The sequence below is a fragment of the Thermaurantimonas sp. genome (genome assembly GCF_046299575.1).
Taxonomy (GTDB): Bacteria; Bacteroidota; Bacteroidia; order Flavobacteriales; family Schleiferiaceae; genus Thermaurantimonas.
The window spans coordinates 57438-74243 of sequence record NZ_JBKBHX010000002.1 but is presented as its reverse complement, the minus strand read 5'-3'; the positions used below and the strand labels follow the sequence as shown (position 1 = coordinate 74243).

The following is a 16806-nucleotide window of genomic DNA, read 5'->3' as shown; positions in this document are numbered from 1 at the left end:
TGTTTTCATTTGCAGCGTGACGAAAGGTAAGGTATTTCTATTCATCATAGGTCAATTTTTCGCCAGCGGATTAAATGCACAGGATTGGTTACAATGGTTCGGTGTACGACCACTTGACGACACCATTTCCTCAGAAAAATCAGGATTTGCTGTTATACCCCTTTTATACTATACTCCCGATACACGCCTTGCTTTTGGAGCAGCTGGAGTGTATTACTTTTCTTTCAAAGCAAAAAAACCGGATCAGAAAGATGCCAGGCTTTCATATGTACAATTTCTAGCGGACTATACGCAGAATAAGCAGCTTGACATTTGGGCACTCTGGAATGTATTCACCCGTAATGAAGATTTCCTGCTGAAGGGAGAACTGCGTTACCGGAATTTTCCGGACAGATTTTATGGGATCGGAAACGCAACCTTAGTGACCAACGAAGAATTTTATGCCTATGACTTAAAATCGTTTAAATATTTAATGCTTAAAAGGTTGAAGGGTGAGCTTTTTATGGGATTTGATCTTATGCTGTCAAACGAATACAATTTTAAAGTTAAAGAAAACGGTTTACTAGATGCTGGTGATATAATCGGAAATAGAGGCGGAGTAACTTCGGGTCTCGGATTGGTAATGACGTATGACGACCGCGATAACATTGTAAATTCATACAAAGGTCATTTATTTGAAATCTCTACCTACTTCTACGATAAGATTATCGGCAGCAACTTTAATTACATAAATGTAAATCTCACGTACCAAACCTACTTTGAGCTGAAACCTAAAAATGTTTTGGCTGTACAATTAGTAGGGCGATATAACACCAGTGGTGTACCCATGCTCGACATGGCAACCGTGGGTGGTGAGGAAATCTTGCGCGGATATGCGCGCAATCGATTCAGAGATCGAAATTTCACGGGTTTTCAATTGGAATATCGCTTCCCGCTCTTTTGGCGACTGGGCATGGTCACCTTCGCCGGAGCAGGTGATGTTTTTAAAACGGTTAGCGACCTCTCGCTGCAGCGCATTAAATACTCTGTAGGCACAGGGCTCCGATTTGTGATCAATCCGGCTGAACGACTGAATCTACGCTTCGACGTAGGACTGGGACGCGAGGGGGCACATTATTATCTGATGGTTACTGAGGCATTTTAATTTAAAGAAAATAATAATAAGTGGAAATCAAATCTTACGTCGATTGGCTTTTAGACGCCTATCGTGACGCTGCTGATCCCATGAAGAAATCTTCTATGGAGGCTTATATGCGAAACCAATTTGCCTTTATGGGTGTGCCAGCTCCGGTGCGCAAGGCTATTCAAAAGCAGTGGTTAAAAGAAGTTGCATCAGTTGCGACACCCCAAGCTGCAATCGAGCTTGTGCAGCATTTGTACACTTTAAACGAAAGAGAGTTTCAATACACAGCCATTGACCTATTAGCAGCCAAGCGACGTCTATTCAGTGATGTTGAAATGCAGAATCTTTTAGAAAAGTGCATCACAACTAAACCTTGGTGGGATACGGTCGATTTTTTAGCCACCAACGTTGCAGGTAAATGGCTTTATAATAGAAAGGATTTGCTTGAAGAAATGGGCAGTCGATGGCTGCATTCCAATCATTTGTGGCTAATGCGATCAGCTTTACTTTTTCAGTTAAAATACAAGAATAAAACTGATTTTGATTTATTGAGTCAATACATCCTCTTTTTGGCAGATCGTCGAGATTTTTTCATTCAAAAAGCCATTGGATGGGCTTTGAGAGAATATTCTAAGTCGAATCCCAAGCAAGTTGATACCTTTGTGAATAAACACGACAATGTCTTGTCCAGTCTTGCTAAACGCGAAGCCCTAAAATGGATACAACGATTAAAATACGCTGATAATTAATGAACTACTGCTCCGTTTGCGGTTCTGCTTCGATTGTTCGAAAAATTCCCACAGGCGATCACTTCGAGCGTTACTGCTGTGAGGCCTGCGGCCAAATTCACTATCAAAATCCAAACATCATTGTTGGTACACTTTCGGTGTGGCAGAATAAAGTTTTGCTTGCAAAACGAGCCATAGAACCCCGAAAGGGATTGTGGAATTTGCCTTGTGGGTTTCTGGAAAACGGTGAAACCGTGGAAGAAGGAGCCCGACGGGAAACGTTCGAAGAAACAGCTGCATTTGTAATAATAAAGCGCCTGCACACGGTGTACAATTTGCCTCATGCCCGACAGGTGTACATGATTTTTTTAGCAGATATGCAGCATGAAAAGATGAACAAAACATCAGAAAGCAGCGAAGTAAGGCTTTTTACAGAAGAAGAAATTCCTTGGAGCGAGATTGCCTTTTCTTCCACTGCTTTTGCCTTAAAAAAATATTTCGAAAACCCAGACTATCCAGGTGTTCACATAGGTACTTATTGGCCAAAAAATTAGTATCTGATTAAATATCAGATAAGTACTATACTTTTTCGTTACTGTATCTTTGCACGATTTAAATTTGAGGAACCTTGAAAATTATTGAAACCGGAATTGAAGGGCTCTTTGTCATTGAGCCTAAAGTATTTTCAGACGCTCGCGGCCATTTTTTTGAATCGTATAATAAAGAAAAATTTTTCGAACTCGGTATCCGATATGAGTTTGTTCAGGATAATCAGAGTCTTTCGAATGCCGGGGTAGTTCGCGGCCTCCACTTTCAGCGACCACCACATGCTCAAGGCAAATTGGTACGCGTAGTAAAGGGAGCAGTGCTCGACGTAGCCGTTGACATACGTAAAGGTTCACCTACTTATGGCAAATTTTTTGCACATGAGCTGACCGAAGAAAATTTTAACCTCATGTGGATACCACCAGGGTTTGCACATGGGTTTAAAACATTGAGAGACAATACACTCTTTCAGTACAAATGTACTGACACCTACCACCCTGAAACTGAAGGTGCCATCCGCTGGAACGATCCTGATATTGGTATCGATTGGGGGATAGAAAATCCAATATTATCCGCTAAGGATCAAACGGCTCCATTTTTTAAAGATTTTGATAGTCCGTTCATTTATGGCAAGAATTGTTAGACTTTCGCGTTTTTTCAAAATACTCTCCATCACTCTATTAGTTCTGGCAGCGTTCAAGCTATTGATGTTTGCTTACAGCAATCATGATACAGACATCGAATTTCTGCGTCGGTTCAACGAAAAGTACAATGTATTTGCGCTTGTAATGCCGGATGATTTAAAGTTTGCCGGCGAGGAGGTTCCCTTCGACGACCCGGAAATTTTAGAGCGCTTCGACAGAGAACTGCTTTCTAACGTCTATTTTCAGTCGCAGGGTCTGCTCTACTTCAAAAGAGCAAACAAATACTTCCCGACGATTGAAAAAATTTTACAGAAGTACAATGTACCTGACGATTTAAAATTCATAGCTCTGATTGAGAGCGGCCTCACCAACATCGTAAGCCCTGCCGGTGCCACCGGACCCTGGCAACTCATGAAAGATGCCGCTATAAACTATGGCCTCGAAGTAAACGACGAAGTAGATGAGCGCTACCACCTGGAAAAAGCCACTGAAGCAGCCTGCAAATACTTGCTCGACGCTAAAAAGCGCTTTGGCTCCTGGGCTCTTGCTGCAGCCTCTTACAATCTGGGAGTAAATGGTATATCAAAACAGATTAATCGGCAAGGAGTTACCAATTATTTCGACTTACAGCTCAATCAGGAAACTTCTCGATACGTATTTCGCATTTTGGCCGTAAAAGAGATTTACAACAATCCGAAAAAGTACGGTTTTAATTTTCGCAAGAAGGACCTTTATCACCCGATACCGGTCAATTATGTAACCGTAGATACTGCTGTGAGCAGCTGGCCGGAATTTGCAGCACAGTTTGGCATTACTTACAAAATACTTCGCTACCACAATCCCTGGATACGAGATATAAAACTCACAAATCCAAACGGGAAAAAATATCGAATAGCCATTCCTAAGCAAGGATACCACCACATTATGTCAGACTTAAAAGGCGTAATTCCTGAGCTCCACGACGAAAAGGCCGAAAACCCGGAAGATATTTCCATTGTTGAAAACATTTAGGTAAGAGTTTGCAGACGAATGTTGGAGCAAGAAGTAATTGAAGTAACGGGTGCTCGCGTTCACAATCTGAAAAATGTAAGCATCAGTATTCCGAGGGAATCATTGGTCGTTTTTACCGGACTTTCAGGGAGCGGAAAGTCATCTTTGGCATTTGATACCATTTACGCTGAGGGCCAGAGGCGATTTATCGAAACCTTCAGTGCGTACGCGCGCCAGTTTCTCGGCAATCTCGAAAGACCCGATGTGGATAACATCTCCGGCCTTAGCCCTGTCATCAGCATAGAGCAGAAGACTACTGTAAAAAATCCGCGTTCGACCGTGGGCACCATTACGGAGATCTATGACTTTTTCCGATTGCTGTATGCCAAGGCTTCGGATGCCTACTCGCCGGTGACCGGCGAAAAGATGGTAAGCTATACCCCCGACGATATCGTTGAGCACGTTTTAAAAGATTATTCCAATCAAGGCATATTCATACTTGCACCTGTAGTGCGGGCACGCAAGGGACACTACCGCGAACTCTTTGAGCAAATCGCCCGAATGGGCTACCTGAAGGTACGTGTGGACGGTGAGGTTCGTGAAATCACGCGCGGCATGAAACTCGACCGCTACAAGACCCACGACATTGAGATCGTAGTAGATAAAGTAAAAGTAACTGAATCGATTAAACAGCGACTGAAAGAAAGCATTGAAACGGCCTTGTATCACGGCGATGGAATTTTAATGATATCTCTGGTTGATCAGCCTGACCAGGTGCGCTACTTTAGCCGGCATATGATGTGTCCGGTTTCGGGGATTTCGCTTCCTACGCCTGAGCCCAATACTTTTTCATTTAACAGTCCAAAAGGGAGTTGTCCGGTATGCAAAGGACTAGGTCGGATTAAGGTAACACACATGGAAAAGATTATCCCCGACCCATCCATATCCATCAAAAAAGGCGGCATTATTCCGCTCGGTCCCTACAAACACACATGGATCTTCAGTCAAATTGAAATCATCTCTGATATTTTCGGATTTTCGCTCGATACTCCCATAAAAGATATTCCAAAGGAAGCCCTCGACGTCATCCTGTATGGTGCCGATGAAGTAGTAGAAGCCGAAAACAAAGTGCTGGGTATCAGCCGCCGATTAAACAAGAGCTTTGAAGGAATCATCCATTTCATCGAATCATCGGCCAATGATGACAAGAGTGCTCACATCCGCCGGTGGGCCGATGAATTTATGCACGAAATCGATTGTACCGAGTGTGGCGGCACACGCTTGAAAAAGGAGTCTCTGCTCTTTAAAATCGACGGTAAAAGCATAGGAGATATTGCCGAAATGAACTTCACTCAATTGCACACTTGGTTGCAATCTGCACAGGAGAAATTCAGCGAACGTCAAAAGAAAATTTCGCAGGAAATTCTTAAAGAAATCAATGCTCGCATTGGCTTTTTACTCGATGTAGGATTGGGATATCTTACCATGAATCGACCAAGTGGTTCACTCTCTGGTGGTGAGTCACAACGCATTAGGTTAGCTACACAAATCGGTTCTCAACTCGTCGGAGTGCTCTATATACTCGATGAACCGTCGATTGGACTCCATCAGCGCGACAATCGCAAGCTCATCGAAAGCCTTCGCCAATTGCGCGATATCGGCAATACTGTGCTTGTGGTGGAGCACGACCGCGAAATGATCGAGAGTGCTGATTACGTGGTGGACATAGGCCCAGGTGCCGGTAAACATGGAGGCCGCATTGTATTTCATGGCACTTATCAAGAACTTCTGAAAGCCAATACAGATACAGCCCTTTACCTGAGAAATGAAAAAGTAATACCCATACCCACCCAAAGGCGCAAGGGAAATGGAAAAACCCTCACTCTAAAAGGAGCAAAAGGTCATAACCTAAAAAATGTCACCTTAAGTCTGCCACTGGGCACATTTATCTGCGTGACCGGTGTCAGCGGATCAGGTAAATCGAGCCTGATCACCGAAACACTGTTTCCAATCCTTAGTAATCATTTCTACCGGTCACTGGCCGAACCACTGCCTTACGATTCGATCGAAGGAATCGAAAACATCGACAAAGTCATCGACATCGACCAAAGCCCGATAGGGCGCACACCGCGTTCAAATCCAGCGACTTACACCAATGTATGGGCCGATATCCGCGATCTCTTTTCCCAACTGCCCGAGTCTCAAATCCGAGGCTACAAACCGGGTCGGTTCTCCTTTAATGTAAAAGGTGGACGATGTGAAACCTGCCAGGGAGCAGGTGTGCGTACGATTGAGATGAATTTTCTGCCCGATGTGTATGTACACTGCGAGACATGCCAGGGCCGGCGCTTCAACCGCGAAACGCTGGAAGTGCGCTACAAAGGCAAATCCATCTCCGATGTGCTGGATATGACTGTAGAGTCAGCCCTTAATTTTTTTGAAAACATTCCAAAAATTGTACAAAAACTCCAGGCACTCTACGATGTAGGACTGGGATACCTCAGCCTGGGTCAGCCCTCCACTACCCTATCGGGCGGTGAAGCCCAGCGCGTAAAGCTCGCCACCGAACTCTCCCGGCGCGATACAGGCAATACCCTGTACATCCTGGACGAGCCTACCACCGGTCTGCACTTCGAAGACGTGAAGATGCTCGTAGAAGTACTCCAGCGCCTGGTGGACAAGGGCAACACAGTGCTGGTCATCGAGCACAACCTCGATGTGATCAAAGTAGCTGACTACATCATCGATATCGGCCCTGAAGGCGGAGAAGCCGGTGGGCGCATCGTAGCACAAGGTACGCCTGAAGAAGTAGCTACTCATCCGGAAAGTATAACTGCTCCCTATATTGCGCAGGAATTATCCAGATTTCAGTAAAACCAGAAAGACACTTAAAAAATGACAGCAGAAGACGAAAAGATCATCAAAGCCTTTGAACCTAAAACCTGGAACGAAATAAAGACCAACGACTCATGGGCCATATTTAAGGTCATGAGCGAATTTGTAAACGGCTATGAGACCCTCAGCCGCATAGGCCCATGTGTGACCATCTTTGGGTCTGCGCGCACCAAAGAAGACCACATCATGTACAAGCATGCCGAGGAAATCGCTTTTCAGCTCACCCAGCGGGGATATGGAATCATCACCGGTGGTGGCCCGGGCATCATGGAGGCCGGTAACAGGGGCGCCAAGCGCGGGGGTGGTACTTCTGTAGGGCTCAATATAGAGCTGCCCTTCGAGCAAACTTCAAATCCCTATATTGACCACGACAAGAATCTGCAGTTTGATTACTTCTTTGTACGCAAGGTCATGTTTGTCAAATATTCGCAGGGCTTCATTGTAATGCCGGGTGGATTTGGCACACTTGACGAACTTTTTGAAGCGCTTACCCTGATTCAAACGGAAAAAATCGGGCGCTTTCCCATCGTATTGTTTGGCAAAGATTATTGGGGTGGCCTGGTCGATTGGCTGAAAAATACCGTAATAAAAGAGCGAAACATCAACCCCGAAGACCTCAACCTATTCCACCTGGTCGATGAGCCAAAAGACGCCATCAAAGTAATCGACGACTTCTATTCGAAATATCTGCTCCGACCAAACTTCTAAACCCATACATGAAACTCCAGGCCAGAAATATATCCAAAAGCTACAAGGGACGGCAAGTCGTAAAGAATGTCTCCTTTGAGCTGACACGGGGAGAAATCGTCGGCCTGCTGGGCCCAAACGGAGCCGGTAAGACGACCTCCTTTTACATGGTCGTAGGACTGATCAAACCCAATGCAGGCCAGATCCTGCTCGACGACCAGGACATTACCCAGGACCCTATGTACCGTCGTGCCCAGAAGGGAATCGGATATCTGGCACAGGAACCGAGTGTTTTCCGCAAGCTGAGCGTAGAAGACAACATCATGGCCGTACTTGAGTTGCGAAATCTATCGTATCGTGACCGAAAGCGTCAACTCGAAGATCTACTTGAGGAATTTTCGCTGAAGCACGTGCGCAAAAACCGCGGTGACTTACTCAGTGGCGGGGAACGTCGTCGTACCGAAATAGCCCGTGCTCTGGCAGCTGATCCAAAGTTTATCCTGCTTGATGAGCCTTTTGCCGGAGTGGACCCCATAGCCGTGGAAGACATTCAGCACATCGTGGTAAAACTCCGGCAAAAGAACATCGGCATCCTCATCACCGATCACAATGTACAGGAGACACTGGCCATCACTCATCGCACCTATCTGATGTTTGAGGGTGCAATCCTTCGCTATGGCACTGCCGAACAGCTGGCCGAAGACCCCGTAGTGCGCAAGGTATATCTCGGGCAGAGCTTTGAGCTGAAACGCCCAAAAGAATTGATGGAAAAGTTGCAATAATCGAGGCCTAAGGAGTGATAGTGATTAGAAATTAATAATCCCGGTCCTCAAAGAAAATCAATCCTTATGAGTACAGGCTTACACGAGTGAAGCACCTATAAACTGTTTTTTGATTTGAAAATAAACAACTTTAGATTACTGATACAACACCAATTTTTCACTTGCTGTAAATCCGCTCTGACCGATAAAGCGCACGATGTACATGCCAGCCGGGAGGTGACCTATAAGTACTTCGCTGGTATGGTCCCGAATTTCGGTCGTAAACACTACCTGCCCGGCAAGGTTTACGATTTGCAGTAGGCCATACTCACCAGTTTGGAGGGTAAAGCGGCCGCGGGCAGGATTGGGAAAGAGCAGCATATCCGCTCGCCTTCTCAGGTCGCCATATTCACAGTTGGATCGGGTATAGGTGATGCCATTTCGGCTTTCATACACTCGGCCGAATCTGTCAGTTTTCATCAAATGATAGGTTACACCTAACTGTTCCAAGACCATAAAAAAACCACCGTCCTGAGTTTTGATGATATCGCGGATAGTAACACGGAAGTCAGGCAACCAGTAGTCCATACACCAGTTGACCTGACCCTGCAAGTCAATGTTAATCAATCCTGTAAACACACGGTGACTTCCTTTTCGTCTGTAACGGTAACAAATGGAAAGTGTATGATCGCGTTCCCAGAATACATACTCCGGAAGAAAAGAAAATTCATCTGCCCAGTTAGCCAGAGAAAAAGAGAGAATACGCCGGTCGTTATCATCAAAAATGTCTAAGGTGCCATCGGCTTTTCCGTCGAATATGGACGACTGCTCGTAGATTACACGGCGTTTTACGGTAAAGCGTGGTTCGGGAAAATACCAATGGCGGTCGTAAGGGTGCTGCTCCATGTAGAGCTTCTCAAAACCCCTGTGCGAGAAGACCAGGCGGACTTTCTGAGAAGCGTCTTGACGGTGTACGTAAATGACATGAGCTGAATCCTGACGGATGAAGAATTCTTGATATGTGTAATCATCCGGATTTAACTGATGTGCATCAAAAAGCGGATAGATATACTCGATCCATTGAAACAATCCTGTCTTGCCTGAAATTACCGTAGCGTATATTTCATTGGAATTAATTGTATCAATGCCAAAAATTAAAGAATCATTCAGAAATTTTTGTACACCACAAAAGGAATTATGCCATTGTGCAATTGACAAATTATTTGAAATCGATAATGACAAATAGCAATCAAAGTCAGAGTTATTATAAGCTCGAATCTTCCTCGAATTTAAAAATTGACCGTTACGAACTGAATGTAAATAAATTTCTACACTAAAGTGGCCACCATACAAACTAGAAATGATATTACTACTTCCTTTTTCTTTGTTTTCGTCCGTAAAGAATGATGTAATTACTGCAGGCCGGCCAGCATATCTTACAAAAGTCAACCTCTCCCAAGTAGCGTAGTGAATCTGACCTTCACTGGCTAAACTACTTGGCTTAATCGTTAAAATATTTCCCCAGATAATATTTTGCAGATAAGTGTTTTTATTTGAAATTTCCTGAGAAAAGACAGATGTAAGAAAGAAATTGAATAATATTACACATATTGTATTAAATATTAACTTTTTCATTTCTTTACGAATTTAAATGAATAAACTTTGTGATCATCAGCTATGTACCTGAGCAGGTACAAGGCAGATGCCAGGTGGCGAATATTTATATTCTCTATCGATTCGGATACTTTTTTATCAAATATTATTCGGCCTCTCAGGTCGATGATCTGATAATAACCTTGACCATTGGTGTGTAAGTAAAAGATCCCATCGTTTGGATTGGGATAAATTGCCGGTGATTGATATGATATCTCAGGTTCAGGCTCATGAATGTAAGTGCAATAGTTTTTTGTAATTGTGATGCCAATATCGCTTTTGACTATTCTTCCGATATTATCTATTTTAATTATATATTTTTTGTTAAAATCCAAAGTCAGAAAACCTTTATCGGATAGCCGAATGGGTGTATTTTCATTGCCTGAAATTAAACTTCCTAGCGGTAAAGGCTTGTAATCTCTGCACCAATTGATCTTGCCATCAAGCGAAAAATTAAGCATTCCATGGTAATAATATTTTATAGTGTCCCAACTGTGAATGAAAAAAACGGTAAATGTAGAATCCTCTTCAAACCAAACCTTTTCAGGATGAAAGGAATAGCCTGCAGACAAGTCAGCCTTATCGAATGTCAAAAGCGTATCACCAGAGGTAGAGGTAATCACTAGCACACTTTGGAAGTCATACATAAACCGGTTGTTATCCAACGGATTAGGGATAGAATAAAGATTGTATCTTTTAACTTCCAAAGGAATTTTATCCGAAACCCACTTCACCTCATAACAATCCTCTTCCACTTTAAATCCGTCATATCCTTCTAAAGTGAAGGTAAATTGTATCTTTTCACAGCTGTTTTGTCTTTTGTGAAGTACGAGATGAGTTTTCCCGTTTGAATTGTAAATCTGTGAAAATCTGTAATACGACAGATTTACACCGTTTACATTTACTGTCTCACTTCTCAATGAATCAGGTATTGGGTAAGACCACATAGGCATACCATTGATCAGATTGATGCAATAGACTTCCAAAGCATTTTGACTGCCCGTTATTGAAAGCCCCAGAGCCAGGGTGTCAGTTACATACATCGGCACTAAATGCAAATCATTGACCCATTGCATCTGGTAATTCGGCCCGAGCATAATCCATCCTGCTATAGTGCGGAGATCGTTGCCTGAAAAGTGTCGCAACAGAATTCTTCCGTCCCGGAAGGTATGAACGATCCATGCCCTTGAATCTCTCAACAATAAAGACGTAAAATATTGCTGTACCGGAATAGCAAAAAAATTAAGTAAAAAACCCTCCTGATCATACAGCACGAAGTAAGGAAATTCACCATAAATTCCACCTCCTACCGTTTTGAAACCAAATGTGAAAAGTAGATTTTTATCTTTATCCTCACCTACTGAAATAGGACCCCCCGAATGAAATCCGAACCCCATATTAAATGAACGTATAAATGAAGAATCAAACTGCCCTTTCACCTCAGACAGCAAGCAGAGATAAGCTAATAATGCTGAGAATATTAGATGTACTTTTTTACCTCTCATGAGAAATGATTAGTTTAGTGATGTAGGTATCTGCCTTTTCACGAATTATAACCAAGTACATTCCGGAAGAAAGTTTTGGAAGTGTCACGGAGTTTGCTGACAACTTTTTGTCCTCCCATAGTTTTACACCGGATAGGGATACGATTTCAATCGAACTGGCGATTTCGTCAGAATGCCAATATATTTTATCGCTGGCAGGATTTGGATACAATACGATATTTTTGTTTTTGGTGCTATTTGTCCATTCTGTTAGACTGATATGGATATTTATGGTGTCGTCACAGCTCTGTAGATCATTGAATAAATTGGAGTAATTTTTATAACTAAGACATGAATGGGTAAACCATCCATAGCCCGCGATGCGAACATTAAAGAGATGGGGGAAAAGATTTTTTTGATACTTGTAGCACACATTGTATTGTTGTCTAAAAGTATCTTCCACTGCGCGAAATGTAATATTTGGAAAAAAATTGAAGAGAGGACCAGCCAGGAATCTTCCTAAAAAGTCATTACTTCCACACGTATCTTTTTTATTGTTTTTCACATAATAGTATTCTGCAGAAAAGAGCGGGATGATGGTGTGCCGCTTGGTACTATCAGCAAAGTCAGATAATCGCAATCTATAGCCATAATTCTGCCAATCAATTATTTGATTTTGATTATTAATCCAAGGAAACAAAAAGTTTTTTCCGTAATGACCATTCAGAGAGTCATACCATTTGTAATGTGATAATAATACAGCATCTACAAGATCAGCAATTTGGTGGGTTTTGTTTCTTCTTGGTATTGAATCTAATAATGTAAATGATTGACTAAGAGGGTCAGAATTCCAAAATTTGTCCACATAATCAAATACCCTCCAGATGTTGGGTTGAGTATTTTTTGCCTGAACCATTTTATTGAGTAAAATTAAATGATCGTTGTATATTCTGACGAAATGGGTATCCGTATTTTTTATGTAATTTGTATTAGAAAATATTGGTTTTTCGTACTTTTCATGATGTGCATTCCAGAATTCGTGCTCCAAATGGAGATAATTAAACTTACCGTGAAAGGTGTAATTGAAAAAGCGAATACTGCTGTTGTGACCCATTTCGTACTTCAAGACAGTATCCAGCGATTGGTATCTGTTTTCAGCTACATAACCCACAAAAATTCCGTTTTTTCGACATCTGTCCAGAAATTTTTTTAAGTTTACATATGCTTTGATTCTTTTAATTTTTTCCTCTTGAGTAATGATATCCAAATTAGGATAAAATAAGCATTCCAGATTGTATATAGATAGCATATTGAATTTGTTGTTTTTACAAAACTGGATGATCTGATCAAGAACTTGAATATTTGTAGCATGTGTATCCAATAGTCCAAATTCTATCCACTCACAAGACTCTCCCATATCATAGATTAAATCATCCAAATACAATATCCTCGGCACCACACATGAGTTATTTAACATAGTGCTTGGCTCCACAAAAAATGCTGCTCCCAGGTATGCTTGTCCGCTCTCCTGTATTCCGAAGCCGCTGCAGTAGCCTGCCAGCTGCACTACGGGGTCGGGCTGAGGGCGTATGGCTTTGCTGTTGGCACGTTCGTGCTCGGCTGTGCCCATGGTCTCTTCGAGGATGGGCTGATAGGATGCATCGAAATGGGCGAGGTATATATCGTCACCGCCTTCGCCTTGATTGTTGCGTATTCCAAGGCACACATAGCCTGTGGGGGTGACCACCACATCGCGCAGCTTTTCAGAGCCATCGGTTCCCCATTCGTATTCGTGTGTGATGGAGTGCACATTTATGTTGTAATGGCATATGTAGGAATTGGTGTCTCCGGAGTGCCAGGTATAGCCTGCCAGCACCACAGTACCGTCGGCCAGATAGTCAAGTCCGTACCAGAGGTGATCGTGGCGTATCTGGAAATATATGTCAAATATGGTACTGCCCGTGGTATTGATGGCCAGCAGGCCGGGGTATTTTGTTTGGTTTTCGTAGTTGTTGGTAGATATAAGGTAGGCATTATGGTGGGGCAGGTAGAGGATTTCGTGGGCAGTGCGCGATACGGAGGGATTCTGATACTCGGTGTAATAGACAGGATTGCCCGAAGGGTCGAGCATGATGATGCGAATGCCGTAGTGTCCAGCGGGGTCCACCGTATTGCAGACGACGATGGAATGGTCGTCGGGCGTGGTGACCACATCGGCTGCAGCTATGCCGAGATGGCGCTCACCATACACATAGCTCCAGTGGACGGCACCGGTGGCATCGGTGCGGATTACGCGCAGGCTGTCATTCAGCTCTACGTAGATACCGGGTCTGTAATCTGCCGAAGTAATGCGACCGGCCAGTACCCAATGGCCGGCAGAGAGGGGTGCAATAGCTGTGGCAATGGAATGGTTCACAGGGTGTGGATAATTGATTTCTCGAAGGAGTTTGCCTATTTCGCTGATATACCAGAGGGTGAAGTCTTTACGGTCTGTTTCGGGGCTTTCTTGCCATCCGCAGAGCACGGTGTGCCTGGATGGGGTGATCAGAATGTCAAGGGCTTCTTCATCGTATGCGCCTCCGTAGCCTTGCTCGAAAAACTGGCCGCGAAAATCGTTGAGGAAAAAGTGTTGGGCGTGGATTAAGTTACACACACACAAAGAGCTGGGAGAAGTAATTGTTGTTTCATGGTTTATAATTTTTTTGCTAAAATATTGGTTAAATTTTTAATTACAAAAAAAATTACATTTTTTTATCGCTGCGATTTGTGTCGTTTTATCTACATATTTTGATTTATTCTATAACATTTTGATTAAGTGTTCAGGCTACATAAAAAAGTAGCATCTCAGGAAAAAAGGATGATGCTTTGGCAATGCTGTCAAAGAGCACATTACATGACAATACAAAACCGGAAAAAGACGCAAACCAGCAAATATGTGACGGGACGTCGGAATGATGCATCTGCGTGAGGGATAGGAGCGGATATGAGCCGCAGCGGGTGGAGCATGCGGCACACAGGGCGAGGAGGCGACAGGCGAAGCCACCGCAGCCGGATGTGCCGCCTCCATGCGCAAGGCGAATATGAGCGGATAGCCCGACCCCTGACGAAGGCGCTGCAGGCGCCTTGTCAGGGGGCACGCCCAAAAGAAAAAAACTAAAATGTTTTAATTTATGCTTAGAAAGATAATGACATTCATAAAAAAAGCCGCCTGTGCGGGGCGGCTTTAAATCTGATTATGCGAAGCGCAAATTATTTATTGTCTTGCTTTTCGAGATCGGCTTTAAGCTGTGAGAGGGCTTCGATGTCGCCGAGTGTGGTCTTTTCCACTTTGCTTTGAATGCGTTTTACGGCATCCTTGGTGCTGCGTGCAGCTTTTTCGGCTGCTTCATTTTCGGCGGCTTTTACCAGGTCGGTATGTGAAAGCACAATCCGGCGGTTCTCTTTGCTGAATTCGATGACTTTGAAGTCGGCTACTTCATCTAGCTTGAGCTGGCTGCCGTCGGCTTTGGTGAGGTGACGTTTGGGGACGAATGCCTCCAGGCCAATGTTTTCGATGATGGCATTGGCACCTCCGTCGACCATTTCAACGATTCTGGCTGAGAGAACGCTGCCCTCTTCGAGCAGAGTTTCGTAGACGTCCCAGGGGTTTTCGGTCACCTGCTTATGGCCGAGGCTGAGGCGACGGTTTTCTTTGTCGATTTCGAGTACGGCTACTTTGAGGCGTGCGCCGATGTGGGTGAAATCAGAGGGGTGCTTGATTTTGCGGGTCCAGCTGAGATCTGAGATGTGGATGAGTCCGTCGATGCCTTCTTCGAGCTCTACGAATACGCCGAAGTTGGTGAAGTTGCGCACCTGACCTTCATGGATTGAGCCCACGGGGTACTTGGTTTCGATATCAGCCCAGGGATCGGGTGTGAGCTGCTTCATGCCGAGCGACATTTTGCGCTCTTCGCGATCGAGGGAGAGGATGACGGCTTCTACTTCGTCGCCGATTTTTACGAAGTCCTGGGCACTGCGCAGGTGGTTGCTCCAGCTCATTTCGCTTACGTGAATGAGGCCTTCTACGCCCGGGATGATTTCGATGAAGGCTCCGTAGTCAGCGAGTACCACTACTTTACCTTTCACCTTGTCGCCGGGCTTGAGGTTAGGATCGAGTGAATCCCATGGATGTGGTGTAAGCTGTTTGAGGCCGAGCTGTATGCGTGTTTTGGCTTCGTCGAAGTCGAGAATTACCACGTTGAGTTTCTGGTCCATCTCTACTACTTCGCTGGGGTGATTGATGCGGCTCCAGCTGAGATCAGTGATATGGATGAGACCATCTATGCCGCCCAAATCGATGAATACGCCGTAAGAAGTGATGTTTTTGACGACGCCTTCGAGCACCTGACCTTTTTCGAGCTTAGAGATGATTTCGCGCTTCTGCTCTTCGAGGTCGGCTTCGATAAGGGCTTTGTGCGATACGACCACGTTTTTAAACTCGTGATTGATTTTGACGATTTTAAAATCCATGGTCTTCTCGACATATATATCGTAATCTTTGATCGGACGAACGTCAATCTGCGAACCGGGCAGGAAGGCTTCGATGCCGAAGATGTCAACGATCATTCCACCGCGCGTCTTGCATTTGATGAAGCCTTGAACGATCTCGTCGTTGTTGTAAGCTTCGTTGACGCGGTCCCAGGCTTTTATGGCTCTGGCTTTGCGATGTGAGAGCACGAGCTGGCCGTTTTTGTCTTCACGGCGATCGACCATGACTTCTACTTCGTCGCCCACCTTGAGATCGGGGTTGTAGCGGAATTCGTTAAGTGAGATTACTCCTTCAGACTTACCGCCGATATCAACGATTACTTCGCGATCGGTTTTAGCTACAATTTTGCCTATTACTACTTCGTGCTCTTCGATTTTTCCGATGGTTTTTTCGTAGAGGGAAGTGATTTCGGCCTTTTTCTCCTGGCTGAACTTTTTCAGGCCTGTTTCGAATTCATCCCAGTCAAATTCTTCGCTTTCGGTTGAATCGGCTGAAGCTACCGGAGTTTCAACAGCTGTTTCGACTGGTGTTGCAGTTTCTTCAACTGTGTTGTGGAATTCTTCTGCTGTTGTAGTTGACTCAGCAGATACCTGAGCATGGGTATCCATTTCAGGATTTTCTTGGTTGGTTTTGTTTTCTTCGTTCATGAAGAAGTATTTGTATTCATTTTTTAAAAAAAACTCTTAGGCAGCATTTAAAAAATGAAGGTGTTAAACAATTCATTTTCACGTCCCTTTCTGAGTTTTTCGAGGCTGCCGGAAAGGGGC

General features: G+C 44.1%; 13 protein-coding genes. 8 read left to right on the top strand and 5 right to left on the bottom strand.

Going from position 1 to position 16806, the window contains the following annotated elements; genetic code table 11:
- Nucleotides 1–16 precede the first annotated feature (16 nt).
- The 8 genes from ACK4EX_RS02785 to lptB all read left to right on the top strand — a co-directional run bounded on the left by ACK4EX_RS02785 (nucleotide 17) and on the right by lptB (nucleotide 8395).
- Nucleotides 17–1144, top strand: a complete 1128-nt coding sequence (locus tag ACK4EX_RS02785; RefSeq protein ID WP_409769501.1) for a BamA/TamA family outer membrane protein — start codon at nucleotides 17–19, stop codon at nucleotides 1142–1144.
- A gap of 20 nt (nucleotides 1145–1164) precedes the next feature.
- Nucleotides 1165–1872 (top strand): DNA alkylation repair protein, encoded by a 708-nt coding sequence (locus ACK4EX_RS02780; protein ID WP_409769499.1) that lies wholly within the window; start codon nucleotides 1165–1167, stop codon nucleotides 1870–1872.
- Nucleotides 1872–2405: an NUDIX hydrolase gene (locus ACK4EX_RS02775; RefSeq protein ID WP_409769497.1), complete on the top strand. Its 534-nt coding sequence runs from the start codon at nucleotides 1872–1874 to the stop codon at nucleotides 2403–2405. Before ACK4EX_RS02780 ends, ACK4EX_RS02775 begins: the two co-directional genes overlap by 1 nt.
- A 74-nt stretch (nucleotides 2406–2479) precedes the next feature.
- Nucleotides 2480–3040 carry a dTDP-4-dehydrorhamnose 3,5-epimerase gene (gene rfbC, locus ACK4EX_RS02770; protein ID WP_409769495.1) on the top strand — a complete coding sequence of 187 codons (561 nt, stop codon included), beginning with the start codon at nucleotides 2480–2482 and terminating at the stop codon, nucleotides 3038–3040.
- Nucleotides 3024–4052, top strand: coding sequence for a transglycosylase SLT domain-containing protein (locus ACK4EX_RS02765; protein ID WP_409769493.1), 1029 nt, complete (start codon nucleotides 3024–3026; stop codon nucleotides 4050–4052). The genes rfbC and ACK4EX_RS02765 overlap by 17 nt, the downstream gene beginning before the upstream one ends.
- A gap of 18 nt (nucleotides 4053–4070) precedes the next feature.
- Nucleotides 4071–6905, top strand: a complete 2835-nt coding sequence (gene uvrA / locus ACK4EX_RS02760) for an excinuclease ABC subunit UvrA (RefSeq protein WP_409769491.1) — start codon at nucleotides 4071–4073, stop codon at nucleotides 6903–6905.
- 21 nt (nucleotides 6906–6926) lie between these two features.
- On the top strand, nucleotides 6927–7634 hold the full coding sequence (locus tag ACK4EX_RS02755; RefSeq protein WP_409769489.1) for a TIGR00730 family Rossman fold protein: 708 nt from the start codon (nucleotides 6927–6929) through the stop codon (nucleotides 7632–7634).
- An 8-nt stretch (nucleotides 7635–7642) separates the two neighbouring features.
- Complete coding sequence (gene lptB, locus ACK4EX_RS02750) at nucleotides 7643–8395, top strand: LPS export ABC transporter ATP-binding protein (protein ID WP_409769487.1); 753 nt, start codon at nucleotides 7643–7645, stop codon at nucleotides 8393–8395.
- A 135-nt stretch (nucleotides 8396–8530) separates the two neighbouring features.
- Here the strand turns inward: lptB and ACK4EX_RS02745 are convergent, their stop codons facing one another.
- The 5 genes from ACK4EX_RS02745 to rpsA all read right to left on the bottom strand — a co-directional run bounded on the left by ACK4EX_RS02745 (nucleotide 8531) and on the right by rpsA (nucleotide 16686).
- The gene (locus ACK4EX_RS02745) at nucleotides 8531–10009 is read right to left on the bottom strand and encodes a T9SS type A sorting domain-containing protein (protein ID WP_409769485.1); all 1479 of its coding nucleotides are present in this window, start codon (nucleotides 10007–10009) and stop codon (nucleotides 8531–8533) included.
- Complete coding sequence (locus ACK4EX_RS02740) at nucleotides 10006–11532, bottom strand: T9SS type A sorting domain-containing protein (RefSeq protein WP_409769483.1); 1527 nt, start codon at nucleotides 11530–11532, stop codon at nucleotides 10006–10008. Before ACK4EX_RS02740 ends, ACK4EX_RS02745 begins: the two co-directional genes overlap by 4 nt.
- The gene (locus tag ACK4EX_RS02735; RefSeq protein WP_409769482.1) at nucleotides 11522–14164 is read right to left on the bottom strand and encodes a T9SS type A sorting domain-containing protein; all 2643 of its coding nucleotides are present in this window, start codon (nucleotides 14162–14164) and stop codon (nucleotides 11522–11524) included. The genes ACK4EX_RS02740 and ACK4EX_RS02735 overlap by 11 nt, the downstream gene beginning before the upstream one ends.
- Nucleotides 14165–14330: 166 nt before the next feature.
- The gene (locus ACK4EX_RS02730; protein ID WP_409769480.1) at nucleotides 14331–14654 is read right to left on the bottom strand and encodes a hypothetical protein; all 324 of its coding nucleotides are present in this window, start codon (nucleotides 14652–14654) and stop codon (nucleotides 14331–14333) included.
- Nucleotides 14655–14760: 106 nt separating this feature from the next.
- Nucleotides 14761–16686 (bottom strand): 30S ribosomal protein S1, encoded by a 1926-nt coding sequence (gene rpsA / locus ACK4EX_RS02725; protein ID WP_409769478.1) that lies wholly within the window; start codon nucleotides 16684–16686, stop codon nucleotides 14761–14763.
- Nucleotides 16687–16806 lie beyond the last annotated feature (120 nt).